Raw genomic sequence first — 25,959 nt, 5'->3', positions numbered from 1 at the left:
GAGGTTCTAATACAGCCTCGACATAATTACGCATCTACAATGCGTAGTATGAGCCAAAAGCCCCGCCAACCACGTCCTCCCCGCCCCGCCCGCCGCTCCCATCACAAGCGCTCCGCTGGCTGGGTTCCGGACCAGCACGGCGCCTGGTTCATGGTCACCATTCCCCCGCTGACCGCTCTCGCCCTCACCCCCACAGGGACAGGCCTTGCCGTCACCGCGACCTGGCTGCTCGGCTACTTCGCATTCTTCGCCGTGAGCGTCTGGCTCCGCTCTCGTCGCCAACGCCGCCACCTCGCACCCGCCGCCACATACACCGCGCTCACTGCCGTCGCCGGCTGCATCACACTGCTTGCCGACGTTTCCCTCCTCACCTGGGTCGCCCTCATTGCCCCTCTTGCCGCTATCGCTATTTGGGAGACCTACCGCCGCCGACCGCGCTCACTTCTCTCTGGTGTCTCCACCGTTCTGGCCGCTAGCCTCATGGTGCCTATCATCGCCGGACCAACCCCGAAAGCTTGGGCAATTGCGGCTATCTACGCTGGATATTTCGTCGGCACCGTGCCCTATGTAAAAACTATGATTCGCAAGCGCGGCAACCGCCAGTGGCTCATTGGCTCGGTCACGTATCACGTTCTCATTACCGCCGTGGCCATCATCGGGTGGCTCCTCCTCCACGACCGGAACCTCATCAGCATCGGTGTGCCCATCGTCGCAATTGGGCTTCTCATCAGGTCTTTTGCCATGCCAATCTCCGGCGCTCGCCGCGCTCGGCCGTGGACTCCGAAACAGGTCGGAATTCTCGATGCCTTCTTTGGAGTCGCCGTCGTTCTGGCTGCGTGGTAAAAACGACGGCGGGGACATACTTTGGGGATTTTTGGGGAGGGGATGAAGTCTATGACTTCCACCAAACACGCAGTCAATCACGCAGTTTCCGTCTCAGACTTGGCCGCTAGCCTGAACTCGCGGCAGGCACCACAGTCGGGCTGGCGCAGCTGGGTTCATAAGGCCACCTGGGGCGCAATTTCACCGCGGGAATCATCGTCGGCACGCAAGCAACGCGAGCTGATAGAGCGGGTGCGACAGCCTATCTACGGTGACTACAACATCGCTGTTGTCAGCGTGAAAGGTGGCGTCGGCAAGACATCGACAACCATGTGCCTGGGCGCCACGCTTGCAAGCCTGCGCAGTGACCGAATCGTCGCAATCGACGCGAATCCGGACTTTGGCACCCTCGGCGCACGCGTCACCGCGGCCAATCCCGCATCAATTCGCGATCTGCTCCGAGCCCCGGATACGGACAAATATGCGCAGGTCCGCGCGTACACATCTCACACTCCATCGCGCCTGGAGGTTGTCGGCAGCGACCAAAACCCGACATCGACGATCGCGCTTTCCGACGGTGAATACTGCGCAGCCCTCGACATCCTTCGGCGTCATTACAATGTGAGCCTGACTGATTGTGGTACCGGCCTGACGCAGCCCATCGCCGCTTCGATTCTTTCTGCGGCCAATTGCCTGGTGCTGGTCACCACGCCCGCACTGGACGGCGTGAAAAGCGCCTGGACGACGTTGGATTGGCTTTCAGCGCACGGCTTCGAACGGCTGGTTTCTACCACTGTCGTGGTGGTCAACGAGCTAAATAAACAGGGGCTGTCCACAGAGACCGTGCACGAACTATTTGCCCAGCGCTGCCGCGCAGTGCAGGTCATCCCCTATGACCCGCACATTGCGAATGGCGCGAATATCGAGCTGGACAATCTCCAGCCCGCCACTACCCAGAGCTATCTCGAATTGGCGGCCATGATTGCCGATGACTTCGCGCCGACTACGGGCCGTCACAGTTTTGTTTAGCTCAGGTGCTGACGAATCCCCTCGACATCGACCTCCTGAACGGAGGCGGGCTTGAAGGTGGCGTCGCGGTCCTTGTCCACCAAAACCGCCCGCACGCCTTCGGCAAAATTGGGGTGCTGACGCATGTAAGCGCCGAGCTTCATCTCCCGGTTCAGAGCCTCCTGCAGCGTAACCCCCGGACCCGCGTTCGCTGCATAGAGCTCCGCTGCCGCCACGAGACTCTCCGGGTTGGCGGGTGCCAGCAGGTCGCGAAAAGTCTCCACTGTTGACGATGCACAGGAGCCCGCCTCAGCGGCTTCGTTGAGAGCTCGCTCAATCTCCGCCCAGGTATCAGCCCCAAAGCAAGCCTCAATGCAGTCGCTCCACTCGGCCAACTGCGGATCCCCGAGCAGATCACGAGCCTCAGCTGAGTCCACATCGAGCGCATACTCCGCGAGCGCCGAATCAATTCCATCGCGGTCCAGAGCCGCAACAAACTCGTCCAGCTGCGCGGATGGCACCGCATGTGTCGCCCATCCAGACCACAGCATGTCCGCCGCAGTTAGGCGGTAACCGGTCAGCCCGGTAAACCTCGCGATTGCCGACGAGGGCCCTCCTAACCGCGTGTTCACATGCTGCGAAAAGTGGGTAATTCCAACGTCGGGAATAAAGCCGATTGCCATTTCTGGCATGGAAGCGCTGGCACGCTCGGTCACGATTCGGTGGGAGCCGTGCATGGAAACACCAAGGCCACCGCCCATAGCGATGCCATCAATAATCGCGATATATGGCTTGGACTGCGCGAATTCCGCAATCATCGCGTTCATCTCGTACTCATCCCGGAAAAACTCCTCCCCCTGCTCCGGAACGCCATCGAGCACAGCCTGCCGAACTGCGCGCACATCACCACCGGCACAAAACGCCTTGGGGTGACCGGATGAAACAACAATGTGGTCCACCGAGTCGTCGTCACGCCATGCGCGGAGCCCCTCGACGACCTCGGTGACCATATCCAAATCGAGCGAATTAAGTGCCTTCGGCCTATTCAGCCGAAGGTGACCAGATCGCCCGTGGACTTCTCGCAGCACCTTCGGCTCATCGACCTCGGTGCGTGCAGTGCCAGAACCGTTATCAGTAGCAGTCATGTCACCCAGTGTGACACAGATAACTAACCAGGGAAAGGTTCTGACGGGAAGGTTCTGCTGCGAAGGTTCTGACGACCAGAACCTCACTGAGACTAAGGAGCTACTTCTTCTTGCTCTTCTTGTCCTTTTTGCCCTTCTTGTGCTTCTTGCCCTTCTTATCGGACTTGCCTGCGCCCTTTACGCGGTCAGCCTCGAGATTGGCGGCAACGTCCGGCACATAGCGGAACTCCGTGCGCGGCGGACGCTCGTAGCTTCCCTCCGACTCCGGACGCTCCGGGATTTCCGGAACATCGCGGTGAATGCGCTCGTACGGAATGGTCGTCAACAGGTGGTTGATGACATTGATACGCGAACGCTTCTTATCCTCAGACTCAACCGTGAACCACGGTGCGGACGGGATATCGGTGTGGATGAACATCTCATCCTTTGCACGGGAGTAATCCTCCCAGCGGGTGATGGACTCCAAATCCATCGGCGAGAGCTTCCAGCGGCGCAGCGGATCCTCACGGCGGGACTTGAAGCGGGCAACCTGCTCCTCGTCCGACACAGAGAACCAGTACTTACGCAGGATAATGCCATCTTCGACCAGCAGACGCTCAAAAATCGGCGCCTGATGCAAGAAGCGACGGTACTCCTGGGAGGTGCAGAAGCCCATGACCCGCTCAACGCCGGCACGGTTGTACCAGGAGCGGTCGAAAATCACGATTTCGCCGGCAGTCGGCAGCTTTTCGACATAACGCTGGAAGTACCACTGACCCTGCTCACGGCTCGTCGGAGCCGGCAGAGCCTCAATGCGACAGGTACGGGGATTCAGGTACTGCGTGATGCGCTTAATGGCCGACCCCTTGCCGGCGGCGTCACGACCCTCCATCACGATGACAATTCGGGCACCGGTTTCTACCACCCACTGCTGCATTTCGACGAGCTCTGCCTGGAGCTTTTTGAGCTCGGCCTCATAAGCCTTCTTGTCGAGCTTCGGTGGGCGCTGGACGTCGTCATTATTCATAGCTTTCAGCTTACCTGGCACCCTGCCCTGACCCTATTCACCGGGTTTAACCGAGGGGTCTAATCGCAAACCTAATTGGAACCCTAGTCACGCGAGTAAAGACGCAGCGTGACCTGTGCAACAAGCCCAGCAAAGACCATGCCGATAATGACCACGATTGGCGCCACCACACCAATATCGCCGTTGGTCAGCGGCGCCAGAAGCTGTGCCTTGTACAGGTTACTCAGCGCCGGATCGATGACCGTCGCCTTACCCAGGAACAGCGCACCGATAGCCAGCAGACCACCAATCAGCGACGCAATCACAGCCTCGAGGACGAACGGCGCCTGTGTGAACCAGCGGCTGGCACCGACCATGCGCATAATCTCAACTTCCTTACGACGCGAGAACGCCGCAATCTGGACCATGTTCGCAATCAGGAACACAGCGGCAACGGCCTGCACCGCCGCCAGCAGGAAGGTCGCATTTCGCACCGAGTCCAGGTTCTGAGCTGCAGTACCGATCTCTTCATGCTGGTCAGTAACGTGGTCGACCTGTGGCAGCTCCCGAATCGGATCGAGCGGGCTGACATCGGTCGGATCGCTCAGACGCACCATCACGACAGCCGGCAGCGACTCCGGCGTCGCGTTTTCCACGAGCACGGGGTCGCTATCCTTGAACATCTCCACAAAGTGGTCAAAGTTTTGCTGACGATTTCGGAAGGTCACCGAATCAACGCCGTCAGTCTCTTCAAGCTTGCCGACGACCTCAGCACACTCCGGCGAGGAGCAAGTTTGGTCTTCGGCGGAGATTTGTTCATTCAGTTCGATCTGCACTTCTACGCGATCGAGATAGAGATCCTTCGTGCGGCTGGTCTGCTCAGTAACCAGGATGCCAGTCGCAAGCAGCGCCAACGACACCGCAGTCGTAATAATCATCGCGATGGTCATCGTGATGTTTCGGCCCAAGGAGGAGAAAGCCTCACCGAGGACAAAGCGAGTCTTCATAGGTCAGTAATACCTTTCGAATGAGTTCTTCTACCGATGGACTGTCTGCTAGTTGTTCAGGCCGTAAACACCCGTGGCGTCGTCACGCACGAGACGCCCCAGCTCCAGCTCCAGCACGCGGCGACGCATGGAGTCCACGGCATCGTTGTCGTGAGTCGACACAATAACGGTCGTGCCCATGCGATTGATGCGGTCAAGCAGGAGCATGATGTCACCGGAGGTGCTTGGGTCGAGGTTGCCGGTGGGCTCGTCGGCAAGCAAGATGAGCGGGCGGTTGACGAAGGCGCGAGCAATGGCGACGCGCTGCTGCTCACCACCAGACAACTCGTGCGGGTAGCGGTTTTCCTTGCCCGAGAGCCCGACCATTTCAAGCGTTTCCGGAACAGCTTTGTCGATTTTCGCCTTCGGCTTGCCAATTACCTGCAATGCGAACGCGACATTTTCGTACACGGTCTTCTTTGGCAGCAGGCGGAAGTCCTGGAAGACGTACCCTACCTTTTGGCGCAATTTCGGGATGTTGCGGCGAGAAATCTTGGTCAAATCCTGGCCTGCGACCGTCAGTTTTCCTGAATCCACTTTCTCTTCACGCACCATTAGGCGCAGAAAGGTCGACTTACCAGAGCCCGACGGTCCAATGAGAAAGACAAACTCACCTTTATCTATGTGGACTGAAACGTCGTCTAGAGCTGGTCGGCTAGAAGTCGAGTAGGACTTGGTAACCCCGTCGAAAGTGATCATAAATAGACACTCTAATCACTTAAGCCACTCAAGTCACTCTGGAATGCGTGGAATTGGACGCTGGAATAGCGAGGCTGCGGCGCAAGGTGGCGTTGCCCCCCCCCCCGGAGCGCGCGACCACACAGAAGTACACACTACGACAGAATTCGAAACCATTTTCCCCAAAAATCTTTACCCCCCCCTTTACTTCGCCTACCTGTTCGATTAAAATGAGCGATGAAAGATTAAACGCGAGGATTAAAAACACCAAATAACGTCGCCGAGCTGCTTAAAGCTCGGAAAATTGACGCTCAGAGTTAGTCGAAAATATTTTCTCTACCTCTTCCTTATTTCAACATTTCAACGTCCAGGCCTTATCTTTCAGGGGGATTCAACAATGGCCAGCGGGGAACATATACCACGGAAACGCACGTACGCTGCGGCGATGGAAGCAACAGCGCCACGCTTTCACCATGAGATTTCTCAAACAGCACCAGCACGTCTTGGAATTGACCGTAATCGAGCTGATCTGCAGCTTGCCCTTGCTTGTGTTCCGTCTTCTTCAACAAAAGATGTCGAAGATTACATCGCCAAAATCGCTCCAGCTCTTGGCATGTCGCGCGGGAGAACACTCCAGTACATCGATATCGGGATGCAGCTAGAGCGGCTCCCGCGGTTGAAAGAGCTTCTGCTCAAACGCGCACAGCTACCGCTTCCACACATGCGGGTCATTGCCACAGCCATCCTCCCCTTGGATGACGCCTCTACTGTGAAATATTTCGAAGACCATCTCCTCGAACTGATCACGCCGAGAGTCAATGGTGAAGTTCTTCGCGGGGTTCGGAGTCTTCAACAGAATATTCAGCGATTGATTAATGAAGTCAGCCCGCTATTGCGCCCTAAAAATGAGTACGACCCGCCGATTACTTCGTTTCAAAAAGGCATCGAGCAAAAAGCTGGCGAATCTATAAAGTTCGAGTTAAAGGACAACCTCACTGAAGTCACCATGGAACTGATGCCTGAGCGGGCAATTGAGTTTCAGAAGGTCTTGGAAGAAATTACCGCTGATCAGGACTGCGGCTTCGTCGAGGCTTTTTCACACCTTCTGCACGGGACTGCTCAGGTCACCGCCACGTTGAATCTGTACTGCCCACTTACTCAAGACAAGCCGCAGGAGGCATGGATCGGCGGTCTGGGGTGGATCAACAAAATCGCCACTGAATCCTGGCTCGATCGAGTCACTAGCATCCGGCTACTAGCGGACGAGAAAACGGAAAAGTACTCGCCAACAGAGCGACAGCGTACTTACGTCCAAGGTAGAGACGGCACCTGCCGCTTTCCCGGATGCGATGTCGATGCGACGAAGTGCGACATCGACCACATTCAGCCGTATAACCACGAGAATCCCGACGAAGGTGGCCAAACCGAAACGCCTAACCTCCATTGCCTATGCCGTCGCCACCACAATCTAAAAACGGCCGGTCTTTGGAATGTCGTGCGCGATATCGACGGCGTGGAGTACTGGACCTCCGCCACTGATCAGAGCGCTGAAAAAGCTGCCCTAATCAGCACAGAATCAGGGCCGCTCTCCGGCCACGGTCGCTACTCTTTCGACCTGCGCAAGACAAAGAAAGCACAGACGCTCAAGGAGTACAACGAGCAGAGGTTGGAAAACCTCCGCGAATCACAGGAGCTGACAAATCAGGCTCGCGAAGAACTGGGAATGAACAAAAACGAGAGAAACGGAGAAGCCGACGAGCCCACCACACCGGAAACACCCGAGGCACCGGAAGCGCCCGAAGACGAACCGCCCTTCTAGCGCTACTCGCCTTCGGACTGCTGAGCCATGCGCCAGCGAATACCGGCCTCGATGAAACCGTCTAGGTCACCGTCGAGGACCGACTGTGGGTTGTTGACTTCGTATTCGGTACGCAGATCCTTGACCATCTGGTACGGGTGCAGCACATAGGAGCGCATCTGGTTACCCCACGAGGCATTGCCGCCTGCGCCGAGAGCATCCAGCTCCGCGCGCTCTTCCTGGCGCTTCTTCTCCAGCAACTTCGCCTGCAGAACTCGCATGGCAGATGCCTTGTTCTGGTGCTGGGACTTCTCGTTCTGGCAAGTCACCACGATGCCGGTTGGGACGTGCGTAAGTCGGACCGCGGAGTCCGTGGTGTTCACCGACTGCCCACCTGGGCCGGAGGAGCGGTAGACGTCGATACGCAAATCTGACTCGGGGATGTCGATGTGATCGGTTTCCTCCACAACTGGCAGCACCTCGACCTCAGCGAAGGAAGTTTGGCGGCGCCCCTGGTTGTCGAAAGGACTAATACGAACCAGACGGTGCGCGCCCTGTTCGACCGAGAGGGTGCCGTACATGTACTCGCCGTGAACGACGAAGGTGGCGGACTTAATACCGGCCTCTTCGGCGTAGGACGTGTCGTAAACCTCGACCTTATGCCCGTGCTTGTCGGCCCAGCGCAGGTACATGCGCATGAGCATCTCGGCCCAGTCAGCGGCATCCACGCCACCGGCACCGGAGCGGATGTTGATGACCGCCTCGCGCTCGTCGTAAGGCCCCGAAAGCATCGTCGTGACCTCGAGGGATTCGATGTCGGCACGCAGCTCAGCGCGTTCGGCATCGGCCATCTCGACGGCGTCGGGGTCGCCCTCCTCTTCCGCGAGTTCATACATCACGGAGAGATCGTCGAGGCGCCCGCGCAGCGAGTCGATCTTTTTCTTCTTCGCCTGTGCCTGCGATAGTGCGCTGGTGACCTGCTGCGCGTGGTCGGGGTCATCCCACAGCGACGGGTCGGCGGCCTGGGCTTCCAACTCCCTGATCCGGTCGGAAAGCTCGTCGACATCGACCACCTTCTCAATGGTGGTCAGCGTCGCGTCGAGTTCTTTGAGGTCAGCATTCAGATCCGGGTTCACGGGTACTACCTTAGCTATACCGCCTGTTTCGGTGCACAATAGGACGTATGTCTGAATCCACCGCCAGCCAAGATTCCAGCCAGGACCTGCACCAAGATTCCAGCCAGGACCTAGAACTCTTTCTCGCCCAAGTGTCCGAGTCGATTGTGGCATCGGATACCAGTGTTGCGGTTGCCATCGTGAAGCGTGCCGCTGCCATTGCTGCTCGCATGCGCGACGAAGGCCTGGTCACGGAGTACAAGACATCGATTTCCGACGTCGTCACCGCGGCCGACCGCGCAGCGGAGAAGTTCGTCGTCGAGGCTTTGGCCGCGCTCCGCCCGGAGGACGGCATTCTTGGCGAGGAAGGGTCGGCGAAGGAGTCCCAGTCTGGTCGCACGTGGGTGATTGACCCTGTCGATGGCACCTACAACTTCACCACTGGTTCGGACTACTGGTGCAGCGCATTGGCGCTGGTTATGGGCGATGCGAACAATCCGGATGAGGTCGTCCTCGGCGCGGTGCACCGCCCGGCAACGGGCGAGAGCTGGATTGGTGGCCCCAATCTCCCGACCACTCGTATCAACCTCGATGGCACTGTTGATGACCTCCGGGTCACTGACCACCCGCTTTCGGAAGTCTGCGCAGCGACCTACCTCCACACCACGGTGGTGAGCTCGAGCGAGGAATCCGAGGCCACGGCTACAAAGTCCTGGCTGGATGCGGTGTCCCGCAGCGCTACCTGGCGCATGCTGGGCTCAGCGTCGGTGGATATGGCAGGCGTTGCCGACGGCCGCATCGGCGTGTGGTTCCAGCGCGACGTCGCCGCCTGGGACTGGCTGCCTGGGTATGCGCTTATCTCGGGCGCAGGCGGCGAATGTACGTCGGTGGGGCGCTGGAAGCTTGCGGGCTCGAGTGGCCAGGTCGCAGAGTTACGTGAGGTTCTGCGCTAGAATTTCGGCCATGACCACCTCTTACTCCGAAGATCTCGCCCTCGCACTCTCGCTTGCCGACGCAGCCGACGACCTCACGATGTCCCGCTTCGAGGCGGCCAATCTAGTCGTCGAGTCCAAGCCCGACCTGACTCCGGTCTCCGATGCCGATATCGCGTGCGAGAAGCTGCTCCGCGAGATTCTGTCGGACAAGCGCCCGAGCGATGAAGTTCTCGGCGAAGAATTCGGTGGCGAAGCTGTGTTTGAGGGCCGTCAGTGGGTCATCGACCCCATCGACGGCACCAAGAACTTCGTGCGCAATGTCCCGGTCTGGGCCACCTTGATTGCCCTGCTGGAGGACGGCAAGCCGGTTGTCGGCGTAGTCTCTGCCCCAGCACTGGGCCGTCGCTGGTGGGCATCCAAGGGCGACGGCGCATTCAAGCGCACCCACGTCGGTGGCCGGGAAGCCGCTCAGCGCCGCATTGAGGTCTCGAAGGTGGCGGACATCGCGGACTGCTCAATTTCCAACTCTTCGCTCACCGGCTGGGCTGAGCGCGACCTGCGCGACAACTTCATCGGTCTCACCGATGACGCCTGGCGCCTGCGTGGCTATGGCGACTTCTTCTCCTACTGCCTGGTAGCGGAGGGTGCGGTCGATGTCGCCGCAGAGCCGGAGGTTTCCCTGTGGGACCTGGCAGCTCTTGCGATTCTGGTGGAGGAAGCTGGCGGCCGCTTCACTTCCCTAGCGGGAGTCGACGGGCCGCACGGCGGGGACGCGGTTGCGACGAATGGGGTGCTTCACGACGCCGTCGTCAAGCGCCTGGGCGGGTAAACAGGGTTTTCCAACCTATCGCAATTTGCGACGAGCGGCTCACTATCTCCCGTCCGCGTGACCGATATCCAGGATACGTCGCAGCTCAGCAAATACCTCAGGGCGTACCTCATGGGTTACCACCCGTCCACTCTTAGACCTAGTTAGCAGCCCGGCATCCGCCATGGTCTTTAAATGATGCGACACCGTCGGCTGACTAAGCCCAGAAACAGCGGCCAGCTCCCCTACGGTCATCGGACTACAGCCAGCGGCAGCGAGCTGAGACAAAATTTGCAGGCGCGCCGGTTGCGCCAGCGCTTTGAAGAGCGTTGCCGCAGCTTGCGCTTCCGCCGTGTCGAGAGGCCGACCGCCAAGTGCACAGCATTCTGAGATTTCGTCCATACCCGTTGAGGCTACACGGCCTCCCCTCTAAATATATTGACAATCATCGATATATTGATTACACCGGAAACTATGACACAGACTACAAAGTCACTCAGCTTCCTAGACCGCTTCTTGCCGCTATGGATTGCAGCTGCAATGGCAATTGGCCTCATTCTGGGCAAAATTGCACCGTCACTTGTGAACTGGCTGGCAGAGGCAAAAATTACGACAATTTCCGTACCAATCGCCATCGGATTGCTGGTCATGATGTACCCACCGCTCGCAAAGGTTCGATACGACAAAACGGGCAAAATTTTGACATCCAGGAAGCTGATGGGCATCACAGTCTTCCTCAATTGGATTCTCGGCCCCGCACTGATGTTCACCCTTGCCTGGATATTCCTCAGTGATAGTCCAGAACTGCGCACTGGCGTGATCATCGTCGGTCTCGCCCGCTGCATTGCAATGGTTTTGGTCTGGAACGACCTATCTTGCGGCGATACTGAAGTCGCTGCCGTATTGGTGGCCGTAAACTCGCTATTTCAAATTTTCATGTTCGGCGCTCTAGGGTGGTTCTACCTGCAGATTCTGCCCTCCTGGTTGGGACTGGAAACCACTTCCGCCACCTTTTCTTTTTGGGCAATCGCACTATCTGTAGTGGTATTCCTCGGTATTCCGCTTCTGGCTGGCGCGGCATCACGCATAATTGGTGAACGCACCCGTGGTCGCGACTGGTATGAAAATGAGTACTTGCCCAAAATCTCACCATTGGCACTTGCCGGCCTTCTATACACAATCGTGTTGCTCTTTGCGCTTCAGTCACAGCAGATTCTTGAGAATCCCTGGACCGTTGCGAAAGTGGCACTACCACTAGTGATCTACTTCCTCGCCATGTTCGCGATCGCTCTCACTTCGGCCAAGGCCGCGGGCATGAACTACGCAACCTCCGCATCGATTGCCTTTACGGCCGCCGGAAATAACTTCGAGTTGGCAATTGCGGTTGCGGTTGGCACCTTCGGCCCATTGTCCCAGCAAGCACTTGCGGGAACGATTGGACCACTTATTGAAGTACCCGTACTCGTTGCACTTGTCTACGTCACCCGCTGGCTCGGGCCACGCCTTTTTCCCAATGACCTTTCCGTACCGGACAAACTATAGAAAAAGGATTCTGAAATGAAGGAAATCCCGAAGGTACTTTTCATCTGCGTGGCAAATGCCGGTAAATCCCAGATGGCCGAGGCCATTGCGCGTGCAAAATATGCCACGCAGTTCATCGCCCTTTCAGCAGGAACGAACCCCAAAACTACTACCAATGCGCTTGCAGCCAAATCAGTTGCAGAAATCGGCGCTTCTATGGACGGTGCATCACCAAAGCCGATTGACCCCACGATTCTCCGGACTGCAGATCGTGTTGTCATCATCGGCGATGCCGCTCATGTAGAGCTCCCCTCGGACGCTCAAGGCTCACTCGAGCGTTGGCTTACTGACGAGCCTTCAAAACGAGGCATCGACGGAAAAGAACGCATGGACCTAATTCGCGATGACCTCGAGCGCCGTATCGACGAGTTAGCTGTCGAACTCCGTTCCACTAAGAATCCCTAAGCGGCAGAATCCAACAAAAGCCTCCTTATCGCCAGCGTAAGCCACACGACTGCGCCGACGCCTGCGATGAGGCCGAGGAGCAGGAATATCAAACCAACTCCCCAAAGCCCGGTGGTGTCGTCAGTGCCGGCGATGATGCTCCAGCACAGGGCATAGCCGGCGACCGCTGCCCACCACGTGGGCAGAAGGTTCAGAGTTGGGGCGGGCACGCGCATCATGGCAGAGGCAGTAAGGATGACCATCGCGAAGCCACTGCAGAAAACCTGCCATGGCGAGTAGTCGTATTCGCCCTCGAGCGTCCACGCGAGCGTACAAAAGCAGATTAGGAATGCTGCGACAAAGACGAAAATCGTGTGCCCAAACGCGATACGCTCGCCGTATTTTTGGCCAACCATGCGGCACCCACCCATGCGAGAGCGGTGGGGATGGCAATGATTAATAGGTACGCGAGGAAGACGCCTGGCACCTCTGCCCAGGTGAAACTCGTCAGCATCGATGTCATGCCACCAGGTTACGCCTGCCTCTTAGCTTTTTGAGCGCGCTAGTTTCCCAGTAAAAACACAGACGAAACACCATGATTTACACATAGTCACTTAATGTATTGTCAGGTTCGGTTGCTACAACTAGAAAGTCGTTTTCAATACGCCATTTGTAGAGAGTGCTTTTTACCAAAGAGCACCTCCCTATAAGTTGTAGTAAAGGAGAAATCTGGGGTGAATAAACCTACCCGAATCGTGGGGCTTGATATAGCGCGCTCACTCGCCATCATCGGCATGATTATTGTCCATATGGCCTCACTACTTTGGAGCACAAAGGTTGTGCTCTCTGGCCTACCCTCATCACTGTTCGCCATCATCGCCGGCGCCACAATGATGATCATCGGCCGTAATTACAGCAGCACTACCTTCTTGCGTCTAATCACCCGCGGTGCCCTGATCATTCTCATCGGCCTGGCACTATTGCCGGTCGGTGGAGAAATTCAGGTGGTCCTCGTCATCATGGGCCTGGTAATGATGCTGGTTTCCTGGATGCCAGCGCTCGGAACTTGGTGGCGAGTCGGCTTCTTCATCGCCGCAACCATCGCCGCCACAATCAAGTACGCGCCTATGACGCTGCCACAGATCTATCCGCTACTCGCGTGGATTGCATATTTCATCGGCGGCATGCTGCTTTACGACGTCTACTTGCGCGGTCGCCTGCAAAGCACTTCCACCTCTGAGACCAACGCCAATACTCGGTTGAGCTGGATTGTTACCGCTGTCAGCGTTGTCGTCACTGCCGTCGGCATGTACTTCCGATTTGATCCAGAGATTGCTGGCTGGCTCCGCTTTACCGGACACACTGGCGTCTTCGGCGAAATCATTCTCTCCGTCGCTGTTGCCGCTATTGTGTTGCACTTGTGCCTGTTCGTAGGCGATCGTTTCCCAGCTGTGGTTTACCCATTCGCGGCTATGGGAACAATGTCACTGACTATCTACATCCTGCACGTTCTCACCGCGTTTTATTGGCAGCAGAATGTTGTATTGCATTCCACGTTGTCCGCAGCCGGTTTCATCGTATTCTTCCTCGTCATTGCTAGCCTCTGGAAGAAATTTGTCGGACAGGGCCCTGCCGAAAAACTCGTTGCCACCGCAATCAAGGCCATTGTTCCTTCTGGGAAAGGGAAATAACCGTGAAGAAAACATCTTTTTCCATCGCAGCAATTGTTAGCAGCACCCTGCTTCTATCTGCAGCCCCAGCTCTTGCATTGGAAAACGGCGAACCCGCACCTGCGAATGCTGAAAGCAGTTCTGTGGCCGCGCTGAAGATTGGCAAAATCGGCAATTTCGGTGACTGTACCGGGACGCTGGTTGCCGACCAGTGGGTGCTCACTGCACGCCACTGCCTGGAGTCTGTGAACAACGAAGGGACCCAGGCCCGCATCGGTGGAAAGGTCTACGATGCCGATTCTTGGGCGCTTTCTCCAATGTCTGATGCGGGATTGCTTCACCTGACCGAAAAGGTCACCGACGCAAACCCGGCGAAGGTCTCCCGCGATATCCCCACACCTGGACAGACGGGAACTCTCTACGGCTGGAGCAGCAGCTCGTCCATGGCACGATCCGGGCAGCTTCCGATGACCAAGATGGTCGTCAATGAGCTGCTGGGCGGCGGGCCGACTGAAGGAACTCCAGGTGAGGCTGCGCCTGGTGGTGCTGTTCCGGGTGACGCTACTCCAGGCGAAGCTGTTCCGGGTGAGGCTATTCCGGGCGGCGCTGTTCCGGGTGACGCTGTTCCGGGTGACGCTATGGAATCAATGGAGATGCAGCCACGAGCTGCCATGCCAGATGACTCCAAAACCGAGTCGATTCCGGCAGGGACAGAAAGTATCCCAGCCGACGCTGCCATGATGCCAATGATTCAAAGCGCCATCCTGGACGCACATTCCGTTTCTGGCGCGGGTATGCAGGGAGGCGACTCCGGTGGTCCATTCTTCGTTGACGGAGAGCTCGCTGGTCTCGCTACCGCCGGAACCTCCAATGGCGACCCTGACCTGCCCTCCCCCAGCGCAGCTATCACTACCCTCGCTGGCACTGCTGACTGGATCGATGACATCACCTCCGGCCGTGACACAGAAAGTGTGCTAACTGCGGAGAACACTCCTGCTCCGCCAAAGACCATTCAGACCAGCGGTGATCACATGTGGGCCTACCTCGCCATCGCATGCGCTGGCGTGGTTATCGCAGCGGCTTGGTCGCGCATTAGGAATGGGCGACAGTAGAACCGTCTGACCTCAACCAAGACCACCTCCCAGAAACGAACTGGGTAGGTGGTTTTTTGCTGCGAAGGCAGTGAGCTCAACTGGGGCCGAAGCCTCAAAATCTCGCGGTAGCTGACATAAAATCGCAACCGTATCCCTATGGTTCTAACCCTTTTCTTAGAATCCATGATGTGGTTCGCATAATTGTTAAATGGTGAAACCCCACCAACGAGAAAGGTAATCAATTCCCGTGGATGGCTACACACCCTTCGACGTCTTGATGGATATCGGTTGGATCTCGCTGCTGCTCATCATCGGTAATTTGATGCGGCGGTTCATCCCCTGGTTCCAAAAGCTTCTTATCCCCGCACCGATTACTGCGGGCTTGCTCGGCTTGCTGCTAGGCCCCAACGCTTTGGGAATAATCCAGTTCAGCGAGCATTTCGGCGACTACGCAACCATTCTCATCGCGGCAGTCTTCGGTGCCCTGCCATTCACAATGGATTTCGATGCCAAGGTACGCCAGCGCGCGCGAACGATGTGGTCCTATTCCGTAGGCATGTACCTGGCGCAGTGGGGATTCTTCGCGCTGCTTGGTGTGATTCTTTTCGCCCCGCTTTTCAATACTCCGGACTGGTTCGGCATCATGCTGCCCGTCGGATTCGTCGGCGGTTTCGGCGTGGCCGCAGCAGTTGGTGGCGCACTGGACTCGGCCGGCATGACCGAGGCCACGAGTTTGGGTTTCACAGCCGCTGCGGTGGGCATGTTTTCCGCAATTATCGGTGGTGTAATTTTCGCCCGCTGGGGGTCAAAGAAGGGGCACACCAATGAGCTGCCCGCCTTGGATAAACTGCCGGAGGACATGCGCACCGGCATTATCTCTCTTCCCGGCCAGCGTCCAAGCGTGGGACGGGCGACCACGAGCCCGTCCTCAATTGAGCCGATTGCGCTGCACGTTGCAGCACTAGCGGCGACGCTCTTCCTGGCAAATATCCTGACTAACTTGGTCAATGACGCTTTCCCGGCCTTGAGCTTCCCGCTGTTCGCGATGGCCTTCCTGGTCGGCCTGGCGGGTGTTGGAGTACTGCACCTGATTAAGGCACCGCACTACCTGGATACGAAGTTGATGGGTTCGGTCTCCGGCGCGTCGACGGACTTCCTGGTTGCAGTCGGCATCGCGTCGATTGTGCCGGCAGTGGTGGCCACCTACATCGTCCCGCTAATTGTCCTGTTCGTCGTGGGCCTGGCCTTCTGCCTGGTGTTGTTCTTCTACGTCGCACCACGCATCTTTGAACATGGCTGGTTCGAGCGTGCCGTATTCAGCTGGGGCTGGGCAACTGCCTCCGTGGCCACGGGCATCGCCGTGCTGAAAATTGTGGACCCGGAGCAGAAATCCGGCACGCTCGAGGAATTTGGCATGGCCTATGTGGGATTCGCGCCCTTCGAGATCGCGGCAGCCATCCTCGCACCCATCGCAATCCTCGCCGGACTGGTGTGGCTATTCGGTGGAGTCGCGCTTATCGGCGGGCTAGCCCTGTTGATTCCGCCGATGATCATGCTGAAGAAATCGAAGACCAGGGCTTCGTAGAGTTCTTTATAGAGGGCGGGGACAGGAAAAGTTTTCTCCCGCCCTCTACTGTTGCGACCCCACCGTGGACTGACCAGGCCCGTCTGCCAGCTATTTTCTAGCGCTGCGCTCACTTATCGATGCATGATTCACCTATCGATGCGCTCCAGCGTATCCATAAGTGAATAACTCATCGATATGTGAAACCGAAAGCCAGCAGCGCGTACATGAGCTGAGGCGAATCGACCGGAACAAACCAGCACCCCCTCAAGCTAAGTACCTTCAGGCCGACTAATCGAGCAGCGCCTCACACCGCATTTCTGATGGCCGCCCCTTTAATGCCCGGTTGTGCAGTGCGCGAGTTCGTCAGACCCAACGGCTACCCAACGACTTACCCCCCAAAAAAACGGTGAAAAACGGTGATTTGGCCCCAGAATAAAGAAGACCCCTACCGGCGTTGCACCGGTAGGGGTCTCTTCTTAGTGGCGGGGGCAGGATTCGAACCTACGACCTCTGGGTTATGAGCCCAGCGAGCTACCGAGCTGCTCCACCCCGCGTCAACTGTCCTGGCTTTTACAAGCACTCACAGCGGGCGCTGGTCTCTCTGACCAACGAGAAGTAACTGTAGCACGACGCTCCCAACAAAGACCAATCCCCAGTTCATAGCCAATTTCGCTACAACCTAGGGAGTCTTCGGACCATAGAAACCTATGATTCTCGGTTAACTACTCGTTGCACGTCTTACTGGCCGTTGGCCTTCTGGTAGTCAGCGGCAGCGCGGTCGAGCTCAGCAAGTGCCTGGCCCTGGGCTGCATAGTCACCGTTCTTCTGGGCGTCGTTAAGCTTCTGTAGCGCATCGGAGATACGGCGAGCGGCGTCGTCACGCGCGGCGACATCAACCTTGCGCTCTTCCTTCGGTGCCTCGTCGTCGGACTCAGCGTCGGCGGCATCCTTGTCCTTATCCGCCGACTGCTCCTCAGTCTCTTCCTCACCGCGGACCTTGGTCGCGGCGGAAGCATCGATACCGACCTGACTCAGAGCCTCAGTGACCGTGGCGCCATAGCCCACCTGACCGCGGTAAGCGACGAGAATACGCAGCAGCTTCGGGAATGCGGTCTCCTGGCCCTTGCGCTGGGTGTAGACCGGTTCGACGTAGAGAATCTCGCCATCGCCGACCGGCAGCGTCAGCAGGTTACCGTTGGTGACCACGTTCGTGCCCTCGAGCAGAGTACGGTCCTGGGCGACCTCATCTGCGGACATCATCGTGTCCTGCGCCTGACGCGGACCCATGGTCTGGGTGTTGGTCGGCAGGGCACGGATGGTGATCTGACCGTACGTCTCCGGATCGGAGGAAGCGCTCATCTGGGCGGCGAGGAACTCGCGCTCCAGACCGCGGAAGGCGGAAATCAGCTGGAAGCTCGGCTTTCCGGTCTTCGGATCGGAAGCGACAACGTAGTACGGCGGCTGGGAGAGGTTCTGCTCTTCCGGCGCGGTCGGATCGGACGGGACGGACCAGAAGGAGTCATTGGCGAAGAACACGCCCGGATCGCTGACGTGGTACTTGGCCATCAGCTCACGCTGAACCTTAAACAAGTCCTCCGGGTAGCGCAGGTGCTCCTGCAGCTCCTCGGAAATCTCCGACTTTGGCTTCACCACATCCGGGAAGACACCCTCCCAGGCCTTGAGCACCGGATCCTTCTCATCGAACTCGTAGAGCTCAACGGTGCCATCGTAGGCATCGACGGTCGCCTTGACCGAGTTGCGGATGTAGCTGACCTCGCTGTTCGGCAGCGGGCGTGGAGTGCCATCCGGGTTAATGGAGTCCTGCGTGGTCTCCTGGAGGCTCATGCGCTGGGAGTACGGCATCTTGGCCAGCGTGGTGTAGCCGTCGACAATCCACTTCATACGGCCATCGACTACAGCCGGGTAGGTCTTGGTGTCAGTAGTCAGCCACGGGGCGACCTTCTGAACACGGTCACGCGGATCGCGGTTGTAGATGATCTTGGAGTCCGGCCCAATGCGGTCGGACAGCAGGATGTTGAGCTCCTGGTAACGGGTGGCGAAAATCATGCGGCTGGCAAGCCCGCCTACGCCAACACCGCCCTCACCGTCGTAGGTGAAGTTACGGCCGTCGGCATCGTACTCATAGTCCTTGCCGTCACCGTTACCGCCAACAATCGCATAGTCGGCATCGCTGTTGGCGATAACCGGACCGTAGTAAATGCGCGGCTGCTTCAGGTTCAGGTTCATGCCGTTCGGGTCCTCGGACTCGAACAGGTCAGCCACGGTATACAGCGGGTAACCGCCGCGGGCGGAACCGGACTCGGAGGCAACCTCGTCGACCTTATTAGCCGGCGCAGCAACGAAACCATTGCCGTGGGTGTAGACCGTGTGACGGTTAATCCAGTCAGTCTGGTTACCCTGCAGCGTCTGCGGGTTCAGTTCACGAGCAGCGACGATGAAGTCACGGGACGCACCATCGATCTGGTAGCGGTCAATGGCAAGCGGATCGGAGAAACCATAGAAGTTCTTCAGCTGGCGCTGCTGCGTGAAGGTACGTGGCAGCACTTCCGGATCCAGGATTCGGATATTGGCCAGCGTCGCAGCATCGCGGGAAATCGAGTCCGCACCTTCCTTCGCGGCTTCCTTATCGCCTTCCTTTTCAGCCGGAACACCCCAGTCGCGCTCAACCTTCACCTTGTCGTCAGTAAGCCCGTAGTGGTAGCGCGTCGATTCAATATTGCGCGCAATGTATTCGCGTTCCTTGGAAGCGCGGTTCGGGTTAACTGAGAACTGCTCAACTGCCATCGGCCAGGCCACGCCAATCAGACCTGCGGAAACCAACATCAGCACGGTGGCAAACGCCGGGATCGAAAGATTGCGCAGGAAAATGGCCGCGAAGAATGCAGCGGCCACGACGATTGCGATGACCAGCAGCGTAATCTTCGCCGGCAGCAGCGCATTGATATCGGTGTAGGAACCACCGGTGAAGGTCTTCTGCTTGTTATTCAGCAGCTCATAGCGGTCCAGCCAGTAAGACACAGCCTTGAGCAGCATGAAAACACCGGCCCAGCACGCCAACTGCGCACGAGCCGCATTGGAAACGCGGGTCTTCTCCCCTGTAGTCGGGTTACCTGGGCGGATGCCACCAAGGAAGTAATGCGTCACCAGCGACAGCAGGAACGCAATAACTACCAGGACAACCAGCGTCGAAATGATGTACGACCACAGCGGCAACTGGAATGCATAGAAGCCCAAGTCCTTGCCGTACTGCGGGTCAGTCTCACCGAAGGACTGCCGATTTAAGAACAGCTGCACCGTCTGCCAATTACCCTGCCCCACAAGGCCACCGAGTACGCCGAATACAACGGGCAGCGTGGTGAACATCGACTTCGAACCGGATTCAGCCATCCGTCGGTACACTGCCTGCGGGCTGCGTGGATCCGTCAGTCCGAGGTCGACGGGCCGCGAGCGCCACGCCAGCCACATAGATAGAAATGTCAGTGCGCCCGTTATCAGGCCTACAGTGATAAACAGGACGATACGAGTGAGCCACGTGGTGGCGAATACCCCTCGATACCCCACTTCACCGAACCACTGAAAGTCCGTATAAAAATTGACGGCGATTGGAATAACAAAGGTCAGCGCGGCAATCACCAACACGGTAATTGCCAGCCACCCCGGTCGGCCACCCGCCGATCGTCTCGGTCGAGTCTGGTTTAGAGACAACGTCTCTCCTGTTCGAGTTGAGCTTGACTTGCCAGCGAGCTGGTAAGTCGGTCGTACGCTTATCTGTCATCTACTCTAAATAAAGTTCCTAACATTTGACTAAGGATGCTGTTAATACAGCGTTGCCAGGAAAGGGGCGTCGTCAAGCGTCATGAGCGAAAACAACGGCACTCAGACTCATCTCAGCCAGCAGGCACTCAATCGCGCCGTGCGCGAAGCTGTCGAATACGTCCACACCGAAGGTTGGGACCGCGCTCCGAGCCTCTTCGCCCTCGTCCCCACCGCCGCGCTTGCCGACGTGCTTGCCGACGAGCTGATTGACAGCGCCCCATTGACTGTCGTTGCGCAGGAACCCCTCCCCGAGGGAATTGAAGGCGGTAGCCCTGAGTTGGCGGACTTTATCGCTCGGACATCGTGGCCGGCAGGTGTCGTCGGTGCCGTGTTAGCGCAGGAAATAATGGTCATCGCTCCGGAGCAGGCGGACAGCTTTGAGGGTGCATCCCTGGACGAGGTGCGGGCACAGGCGGATGGTGAGGCGGCTCGCCAGGCACGTCTTTTCAGTGGTGTTATCAGCGAAGGTCCACACCTAACACTGATCCAACCTCGCCCCACAGAGGCGGAACTGGATGAGCGTGGGCCCTTTGCTGAAGATGAGATTGAGCTAAAAGATGGTTCTGGGGTAGCCGATGGTGTCATCGCTGCGTTGTATTCCACGTTCGGAAGCGCCTCATAAATCCACCTACCAGCGATAAGAGACAAAAAGAGGTATTGAAAGCGCCGAATATACATATAACTAGCTGATTCCGGTTGACATCGGACTTAGAACCTAGTTGTATAACAAAGTGATAAAGGCGCGTCTCTAAGTATCCGCTCAGGGTTCTGTCGGACTTGGTTCTGTCGGACTTGGTTCTTCCAGGGACGGTCTGTGGCGAAGAAATCGCGAGTGTAGCGCGAGTTTTTCCTTCTATAGGTTTTCAACTAAGAGGTTTTTAATTATGAAGAACAACGTTGTTCGCCGTGCAGCAGCCTCGGCAGCTGCAGCTTCTGCGCTGGCAGCCTCCCTCCTGACCGGTGGTGTTGCCAACGCTCTTCCTACTGGTAACTACGTTGCCTTCGGCGATTCCTTCGCTGCTAACCCGGGTCAGTCCGATCCAGCCGTACCGGGCCGTGGTGGCTGCCCGATTTCGGTCTCGAACATCGGCTCTCACGTTGCTCGTGAGACTGGTCTTGAACTGCACGACTACTCCTGCAACGGCACTACCGCTTTCATGCCGACTCAGCCGCAGAAGTCCCTGATGGGCCAGGTTGACAACGCCATCGCTCAGGGCTCCCTCGGCCCGGCTACCCAGCTAGTAACCATCTACGTTGGCGCCAATGACGCGATGCAGGGCGCTGTGCTGCCAATGCCGGTTCAGGATGACCTGTACACCACCAACGTTGTGGCCGCTGTGGAGAAGATCAAGGCCGCTAACCCAACTGCTCGCGTCATGCTGATTGGTTACCCGGCTTTCACCTCTAATGACCCGACTCACTACGCTTGCCCGGTTAACGCCGCAGGTTTTGCACCGCACATTCCGGCTGCCGGCATGCACCACTTTGAGATGGCTCTGCAGAACCGTCAGCAGCGCGCTGCCGCTGAATCCGGCATTGGTTTCGTCAACATGAAGGAAGTTACCCACATCGACGTCGCAATGTGTGGTCCGGACGGTGAGCGTCAGGTCTCCGCAATCCTGGATACCGATGTTGCTTCCTACAACATGACCAACCACCCGACTTTCCACGGCTCGGCAGTTACTGGCACCACCATCGCCAACGTCTACAAGAGCACTTTCTAAGACTTCTCAACGTCGCTCAGGCGTTATAGAGCGTAAAACCCTCGACCCCGCTTTGAAAAGTGTGGTCGAGGGTTTTGCTTTCCCTTGCGCTGCGGGCTCCAGTTTTTACACTTTCGCTTCCGCCACGTCCGCTTCTGCAGTGACCTTAATGCGTTCTCTTCCCTTCAGCGCGCGGAGGGCGTAGAGAATTGTTGCTAGGTCGATAACCTCCTGCAGTAGTGCACCGACCACTGCTGGGATGTAGCCGAATGCCGCAACAAGCATCAGCGCAACGGAAAGCACGATACCAATCCAAATGGCTGTCTTGGCTACGGTCAGTGTCCAGCGTCCAATATCGATAGCTCGTGCCACTCGCGAGATATCGTCGCGAGTGATGACCACATCTGCGGCCTCGGAGGCTTCCGTGTCACCGCGCGCGCCCATGGCAATACCGACGCCAGCAGCTGCGAGCACCGGGGCATCATTGATTCCGTCGCCCACCATGATGACCGGGTGCGGCTCCATCTCCTTCAACAGGCGTACCTTATCCTGCGGCAGCAGCGAAGCATGGTATTCGGAAATACCCACCTGACCTGCAATTGCATGCGCGGTATTGGCATTGTCACCGGTGAGCACCACAGTCCGTTCAAAGCCGTGGTGCTGGAGCGCACTAACTAGCTCCGCTGCATTTGTGCGTGGCTGGTCATCCAGGATTAGCGCGCCGGCGTACTTATTGTCGATGGTGACGTACGCCGCCGTCTGCCCATGACGGAAGGCAATTTCCCTGACTTCCGGCGCTACCCGACGAATAAAGTCCAGCGTGCCGACGTGCACCTTCACCCCAGCTACCGTGGCCTCCACACCTTCAGCATCTACTTCCATACCATCTTCGGCCACTGGGAGTTCCAGCCCTTCGGCGGCCTGAATAATACTGTCGGCCAGGACGTGCGTGGAGAACTGCTCGGCTGCCGCAGCGTAAGCGAGCACCTGGTCACGATCGATGCCTTCCGTGTGGACCTCGGCGACTGTTGGTCGGCCGTAGGTCAGCGTGCCGGTCTTATCGAAGGCGATTGACTTAGCAGCAGCAAGGCTCTCTAGGACGGCACCGCCCTTAACAATCACGCCGGCATTGGATGCACGACTCATACCACCGAGAAATGCCACCGGAGCACCGATTAGCAACGGGCACGGGGTCGCCAAAACGAGTACCTCAGCGAAGCGCACGGGGTCGCCGCTGACACTCCATGCCACAGCTGCGATGAGCAGTGAAACTACTGTAAACGGCACCGCGTAGCGATCCGCCACACGCACAATTGGTGCCTGCTGATCCTCCGCCTGACGCACCAGCGCAATAATCTTCTGGTACTGAGAATCGGCTGCCGACTTGGATGCTTGAATGCGAACTGCCTGTGTTCCGTTGACGGAACCTGACAGAATCGTGTCCCCGACATTCTTATGTACAGCCCCTGCCTCACCTGTCAGCGAAGACTCGTCGACCGACGTTTTATCAAAAGTCACTCCGTCAACCGGAACGACCTCCGACGGGCGTACCAGCAGGTAGTCGCCTTTTGCGACATCCTCAATGAGGATTTCCTCCGCATCATCCGGCGTCGCATCCAGCGACGGCAGACGACGCGCCATATGCGGTGCGCGGTCGAGAAGACTGCGCAAATCCCGCTTTGCGCGGTAGGCCGCGTAGTTTTCCAATGCCTCACCGCCGGTGAGCATTAGAGCAATAATCGATGCCGCGATATACTCCCCCACCGCAAGGGTCGCAACCATTGCAATAACAGCAAGAATATCTAACCCGAATTCTCCACGCATTACCTGCTTTGCCATGTCGAATGCTGTCAAAATAATGACAAATCCAACAAAAACAGTCGCAACATGATGGGAAAAGCGACTACACGACATAAAAAATATAAAAAGCAAAATCCCCGGTCGTAATGACCGGGGATTTCCATTTGTGGAGCTGCCGAGAATTGAACTCGGGTCCACCGCCAACTCGCCAGGGCTTCTCCGTGCGCAGTTCGCACGATCGCCTCTACTCGACCCTTCGGCTCAGGCAAACATGTCCGAATGACGGGCCCAGCCGCAAGTAAGAAGATCCCCGATGAGCCTTACGGCACACCCATCGGGCGAGCCCCTTTAAGTCGATGCCAGGGTCCGGACCAAAGGGCAAGCCCGGTCTGACAGACACGCTAGTCGCTTAATTAGGCAGCGAGAGCGTAGTCGCGCTGAGTGTTCTCGGCGCTTAATCAGTTGCTACGACGCTTAAACGGTGGTCTCTAGCCTGCACCGGCACGCTTCCCCTGGCTCACTGTACGGTGTCGAAACCATGTCAGCCCCATACAATGCCTTCGAGCACGGGAAAGTGCGTTGCGCTCAAAGGATGTTCAAGAATAACGCTTTACGACGGGAAAAGTCAACAAGCTTCGCCGCAAGGCCCACAGCCCCCCCCCCGAATGTCAACTCCGGGTTGACACTGACGTCAACCAATGGTTGACTGCAGTCATGGATCCATTGACGACAATCCGTCACCGACTGCAAGCAACGAACATTGCCGAACAAGAACTTGAAGATGCCGTGGCGCAGGCTCGCGCAGCGGGCCATTCATGGGCAGAGATTGGAAATGTACTCAATATCTCCCGGCAAGCGGCATTCAAGCGGTTCGGAAGTGTCCAAAACCCCGTTTCAGGAGAATTGATGACTGCCACAAAAACTACACATATCGCCGAGCTCGGCGAAATATTCCTTCGCCACATCATCAACGGCGAAGAAGCAGAAACCGTAAGCATGATTTCCCCAAAGCTCCGGAAGGATCTCCCCTGGTCCACTATCTACTCTGTCTGGGAAGATGTTCTCACCGAGACTGGGGCGTTCGAATCTTTCGACGACACCCAAGTCACCAGCCTCGGGGGAACCAGGACTAAGGAACCGACCTCGCAGAAACTCCTGTCGAAGATTCTCGGCACAAGTCTCGTCATCACCACCCTCAAACATGAGGCTGGCGAATGGATGGCTCGAGTTGCCTTTGACCGTCACGAAAACGTCATTGGCCTACTCATCCTCCCAGTCGATGCGACTGAGTTCCCCTTCTAAAAAGGGTTTCTTCTAATGAAGACCTCTTTTACCCCTTGATGCCCTTCACACGACGGCCCAGCGCACGAGTAACTTCGCGCTCCTCCGTGCGGCGCTTGATGTCCTGGCGCTTGTCATAATCCTGCTTACCGCGGGCGAGTGCGAGCTCGACCTTCAAGCGGCCGTCGGTGAAATACAGCTTCAGGGGTACAAGCGTGTTGTTGCCATCGCGGACCTTGCCCCACAGGGTGTCAATCTCCTTGCGGTGCAACAACAGCTTGCGCGAGCGACGCGGTGAGTGATTAGTCCACGAACCGTAGGAGTACTCCGGGATATGCAGCCCGCGGAGCCACACTTCGCCGTCGTCGATGGTCGCGAAGGCGTCATTAAGCGATGCTTTGCCCTCGCGCAGCGCCTTGACCTCAGTGCCCACGAGAACGACACCGCATTCGTAGGTGTCCAGAATGTTGTAGTCATGGCGGGCACGACGATTGGTGGCCACCACCGCGTTGTTGGCGCTGACCTTTTCTTTCTTCGACTTCTTCTTGCCCATAACCTGATTAACTCTAGTCGAAGAAGGTGCACTACAGCTATTCCCTAGCTATTCCCTTAACTTTCCCTTATGCGCCTGCTCGCACCCGACATACATATGCCTCTGGCCTTTTACGTTGTGACGCAACTTACTTTCCCCTAACCTTTTAC

23 protein-coding genes, 1 tRNA gene and 1 other RNA gene are annotated in these 25,959 nt (G+C 57.4%); 13 read left to right on the top strand and 12 right to left on the bottom strand.

The features are described from left to right. Nucleotides 1–48: 48 nt before the first annotated feature. Together HMPREF2681_RS02465 and HMPREF2681_RS02460 are read left to right on the top strand one after the other, a co-directional pair. The gene (locus HMPREF2681_RS02465; protein ID WP_065421705.1) at nt 49–843 is read left to right on the top strand and encodes a YwiC-like family protein; all 795 of its coding nucleotides are present in this window, start codon (nt 49–51) and stop codon (nt 841–843) included. A gap of 51 nt (nt 844–894) precedes the next feature. Beyond that, the gene (locus HMPREF2681_RS02460) at nt 895–1,851 is read left to right on the top strand and encodes a MinD/ParA family ATP-binding protein (protein ID WP_246822697.1); all 957 of its coding nucleotides are present in this window, start codon (nt 895–897) and stop codon (nt 1,849–1,851) included. Here the strand turns inward: HMPREF2681_RS02460 and HMPREF2681_RS02455 are convergent. From HMPREF2681_RS02455 to ftsE, 4 genes are all read right to left on the bottom strand, one after another. Beyond that, on the bottom strand, nt 1,848–2,975 hold the full coding sequence (locus HMPREF2681_RS02455; protein WP_070545964.1) for a 3-hydroxyisobutyryl-CoA hydrolase: 1,128 nt from the start codon (nt 2,973–2,975) through the stop codon (nt 1,848–1,850). The two genes, HMPREF2681_RS02460 and HMPREF2681_RS02455, sit on opposite strands and share 4 nt — an antisense overlap. Before the next feature lie 100 nt (nt 2,976–3,075). After that, nucleotides 3,076–3,981, bottom strand: coding sequence for a polyphosphate kinase 2 (gene ppk2 / locus HMPREF2681_RS02450; protein WP_049189557.1), 906 nt, complete (start codon nt 3,979–3,981; stop codon nt 3,076–3,078). An 83-nt stretch (nt 3,982–4,064) separates the two neighbouring features. Continuing rightward, entirely contained in the window at nt 4,065–4,967 is a 903-nt protein-coding gene (gene ftsX, locus HMPREF2681_RS02445) for a permease-like cell division protein FtsX (RefSeq protein WP_070545962.1), read from the bottom strand. Nucleotides 4,968–5,015: 48 nt separating this feature from the next. After that, the gene (ftsE, locus tag HMPREF2681_RS02440; protein ID WP_048759837.1) at nt 5,016–5,705 is read right to left on the bottom strand and encodes a cell division ATP-binding protein FtsE; all 690 of its coding nucleotides are present in this window, start codon (nt 5,703–5,705) and stop codon (nt 5,016–5,018) included. A gap of 424 nt (nt 5,706–6,129) precedes the next feature. On the opposite strand from ftsE, the gene HMPREF2681_RS02435 reads away from it, so the two are divergent. Then, complete coding sequence (locus HMPREF2681_RS02435; RefSeq protein ID WP_246822696.1) at nt 6,130–7,503, top strand: HNH endonuclease signature motif containing protein; 1,374 nt, start codon at nt 6,130–6,132, stop codon at nt 7,501–7,503. Between the two features lie 2 nt (nt 7,504–7,505). On the opposite strand, the gene prfB is transcribed toward HMPREF2681_RS02435, so the two are convergent. Continuing rightward, entirely contained in the window at nt 7,506–8,618 is a 1,113-nt protein-coding gene (prfB, locus tag HMPREF2681_RS02430; protein ID WP_038626269.1) for a peptide chain release factor 2, read from the bottom strand. 47 nt (nt 8,619–8,665) lie between these two features. On the opposite strand from prfB, the gene HMPREF2681_RS02425 reads away from it, so the two are divergent. Together HMPREF2681_RS02425 and hisN are read left to right on the top strand one after the other, a co-directional pair. Beyond that, complete coding sequence (locus tag HMPREF2681_RS02425) at nt 8,666–9,550, top strand: inositol monophosphatase family protein (protein WP_070545958.1); 885 nt, start codon at nt 8,666–8,668, stop codon at nt 9,548–9,550. A gap of 10 nt (nt 9,551–9,560) precedes the next feature. Further along, complete coding sequence (gene hisN / locus HMPREF2681_RS02420; RefSeq protein WP_070545955.1) at nt 9,561–10,361, top strand: histidinol-phosphatase; 801 nt, start codon at nt 9,561–9,563, stop codon at nt 10,359–10,361. 42 nt (nt 10,362–10,403) lie between these two features. Here the strand turns inward: hisN and HMPREF2681_RS02415 are convergent, their stop codons facing one another. Beyond that, nucleotides 10,404–10,742, bottom strand: a complete 339-nt coding sequence (locus HMPREF2681_RS02415) for an ArsR/SmtB family transcription factor (protein ID WP_070437520.1) — start codon at nt 10,740–10,742, stop codon at nt 10,404–10,406. A gap of 72 nt (nt 10,743–10,814) precedes the next feature. On the opposite strand from HMPREF2681_RS02415, the gene arsB reads away from it, so the two are divergent. Then, complete coding sequence (gene arsB, locus HMPREF2681_RS02410) at nt 10,815–11,882, top strand: ACR3 family arsenite efflux transporter (protein WP_070545954.1); 1,068 nt, start codon at nt 10,815–10,817, stop codon at nt 11,880–11,882. Between the two features lie 15 nt (nt 11,883–11,897). Beyond that, a complete protein-coding gene (locus tag HMPREF2681_RS02405) occupies nt 11,898–12,326 on the top strand; it encodes an arsenate-mycothiol transferase ArsC (RefSeq protein WP_070545952.1) in 429 nt (142 codons plus the stop codon). Here HMPREF2681_RS02405 and HMPREF2681_RS02400 read toward each other — a convergent pair. Beyond that, nucleotides 12,323–12,721 (bottom strand): hypothetical protein, encoded by a 399-nt coding sequence (locus HMPREF2681_RS02400; protein ID WP_246822695.1) that lies wholly within the window; start codon nt 12,719–12,721, stop codon nt 12,323–12,325. The two genes, HMPREF2681_RS02405 and HMPREF2681_RS02400, sit on opposite strands and share 4 nt — an antisense overlap. Nucleotides 12,722–13,039: 318 nt before the next feature. On the opposite strand from HMPREF2681_RS02400, the gene HMPREF2681_RS02395 reads away from it, so the two are divergent. The 3 genes from HMPREF2681_RS02395 to HMPREF2681_RS02385 all read left to right on the top strand — a co-directional run bounded on the left by HMPREF2681_RS02395 (nt 13,040) and on the right by HMPREF2681_RS02385 (nt 16,654). Then, entirely contained in the window at nt 13,040–13,996 is a 957-nt protein-coding gene (locus HMPREF2681_RS02395; RefSeq protein ID WP_049192834.1) for a DUF418 domain-containing protein, read from the top strand. A 2-nt stretch (nt 13,997–13,998) separates the two neighbouring features. Continuing rightward, nucleotides 13,999–15,087: a trypsin-like serine protease gene (locus HMPREF2681_RS02390; protein ID WP_070545950.1), complete on the top strand. Its 1,089-nt coding sequence runs from the start codon at nt 13,999–14,001 to the stop codon at nt 15,085–15,087. A gap of 229 nt (nt 15,088–15,316) precedes the next feature. Next, the gene (locus tag HMPREF2681_RS02385) at nt 15,317–16,654 is read left to right on the top strand and encodes a sodium/glutamate symporter (protein WP_070429513.1); all 1,338 of its coding nucleotides are present in this window, start codon (nt 15,317–15,319) and stop codon (nt 16,652–16,654) included. A gap of 462 nt (nt 16,655–17,116) precedes the next feature. Here HMPREF2681_RS02385 and HMPREF2681_RS02380 read toward each other — a convergent pair. Together HMPREF2681_RS02380 and HMPREF2681_RS02375 are read right to left on the bottom strand one after the other, a co-directional pair. Next, a tRNA-Met gene (locus tag HMPREF2681_RS02380) sits at nt 17,117–17,190 on the bottom strand. A gap of 184 nt (nt 17,191–17,374) precedes the next feature. After that, complete coding sequence (locus HMPREF2681_RS02375; RefSeq protein WP_049189694.1) at nt 17,375–20,362, bottom strand: UPF0182 family protein; 2,988 nt, start codon at nt 20,360–20,362, stop codon at nt 17,375–17,377. 151 nt (nt 20,363–20,513) lie between these two features. Here HMPREF2681_RS02375 and HMPREF2681_RS02370 point away from each other — a divergent pair, with 151 nt between their 5' ends. Both HMPREF2681_RS02370 and HMPREF2681_RS02365 read left to right on the top strand, forming a co-directional pair. Continuing rightward, entirely contained in the window at nt 20,514–21,095 is a 582-nt protein-coding gene (locus HMPREF2681_RS02370; protein WP_016423245.1) for a PPA1309 family protein, read from the top strand. Nucleotides 21,096–21,357: 262 nt separating this feature from the next. Further along, a complete protein-coding gene (locus HMPREF2681_RS02365) occupies nt 21,358–22,197 on the top strand; it encodes a GDSL-type esterase/lipase family protein (protein ID WP_049193069.1) in 840 nt (279 codons plus the stop codon). A 105-nt stretch (nt 22,198–22,302) separates the two neighbouring features. On the opposite strand, the gene HMPREF2681_RS02360 is transcribed toward HMPREF2681_RS02365, so the two are convergent. Together HMPREF2681_RS02360 and ssrA are read right to left on the bottom strand one after the other, a co-directional pair. Further along, on the bottom strand, nt 22,303–24,015 hold the full coding sequence (locus tag HMPREF2681_RS02360) for a heavy metal translocating P-type ATPase (RefSeq protein WP_246822694.1): 1,713 nt from the start codon (nt 24,013–24,015) through the stop codon (nt 22,303–22,305). A gap of 125 nt (nt 24,016–24,140) precedes the next feature. Continuing rightward, nucleotides 24,141–24,525, bottom strand: a transfer-messenger RNA (tmRNA) gene (gene ssrA, locus HMPREF2681_RS02355). A gap of 357 nt (nt 24,526–24,882) precedes the next feature. On the opposite strand from ssrA, the gene HMPREF2681_RS02345 reads away from it, so the two are divergent. Then, complete coding sequence (locus tag HMPREF2681_RS02345; RefSeq protein WP_070545946.1) at nt 24,883–25,278, top strand: hypothetical protein; 396 nt, start codon at nt 24,883–24,885, stop codon at nt 25,276–25,278. Between the two features lie 28 nt (nt 25,279–25,306). On the opposite strand, the gene smpB is transcribed toward HMPREF2681_RS02345, so the two are convergent. Next, complete coding sequence (gene smpB / locus HMPREF2681_RS02340) at nt 25,307–25,810, bottom strand: SsrA-binding protein SmpB (RefSeq protein WP_070545944.1); 504 nt, start codon at nt 25,808–25,810, stop codon at nt 25,307–25,309. Between the last annotated feature and the right edge of the window lie 149 nt (nt 25,811–25,959).

This window comes from Corynebacterium sp. HMSC064H12 (assembly GCF_001809925.1).
Taxonomy (GTDB): domain Bacteria; phylum Actinomycetota; class Actinomycetes; order Mycobacteriales; family Mycobacteriaceae; genus Corynebacterium; species Corynebacterium jeikeium_D.
This window is presented reverse-complemented; position numbering and strand designations above follow the sequence as displayed.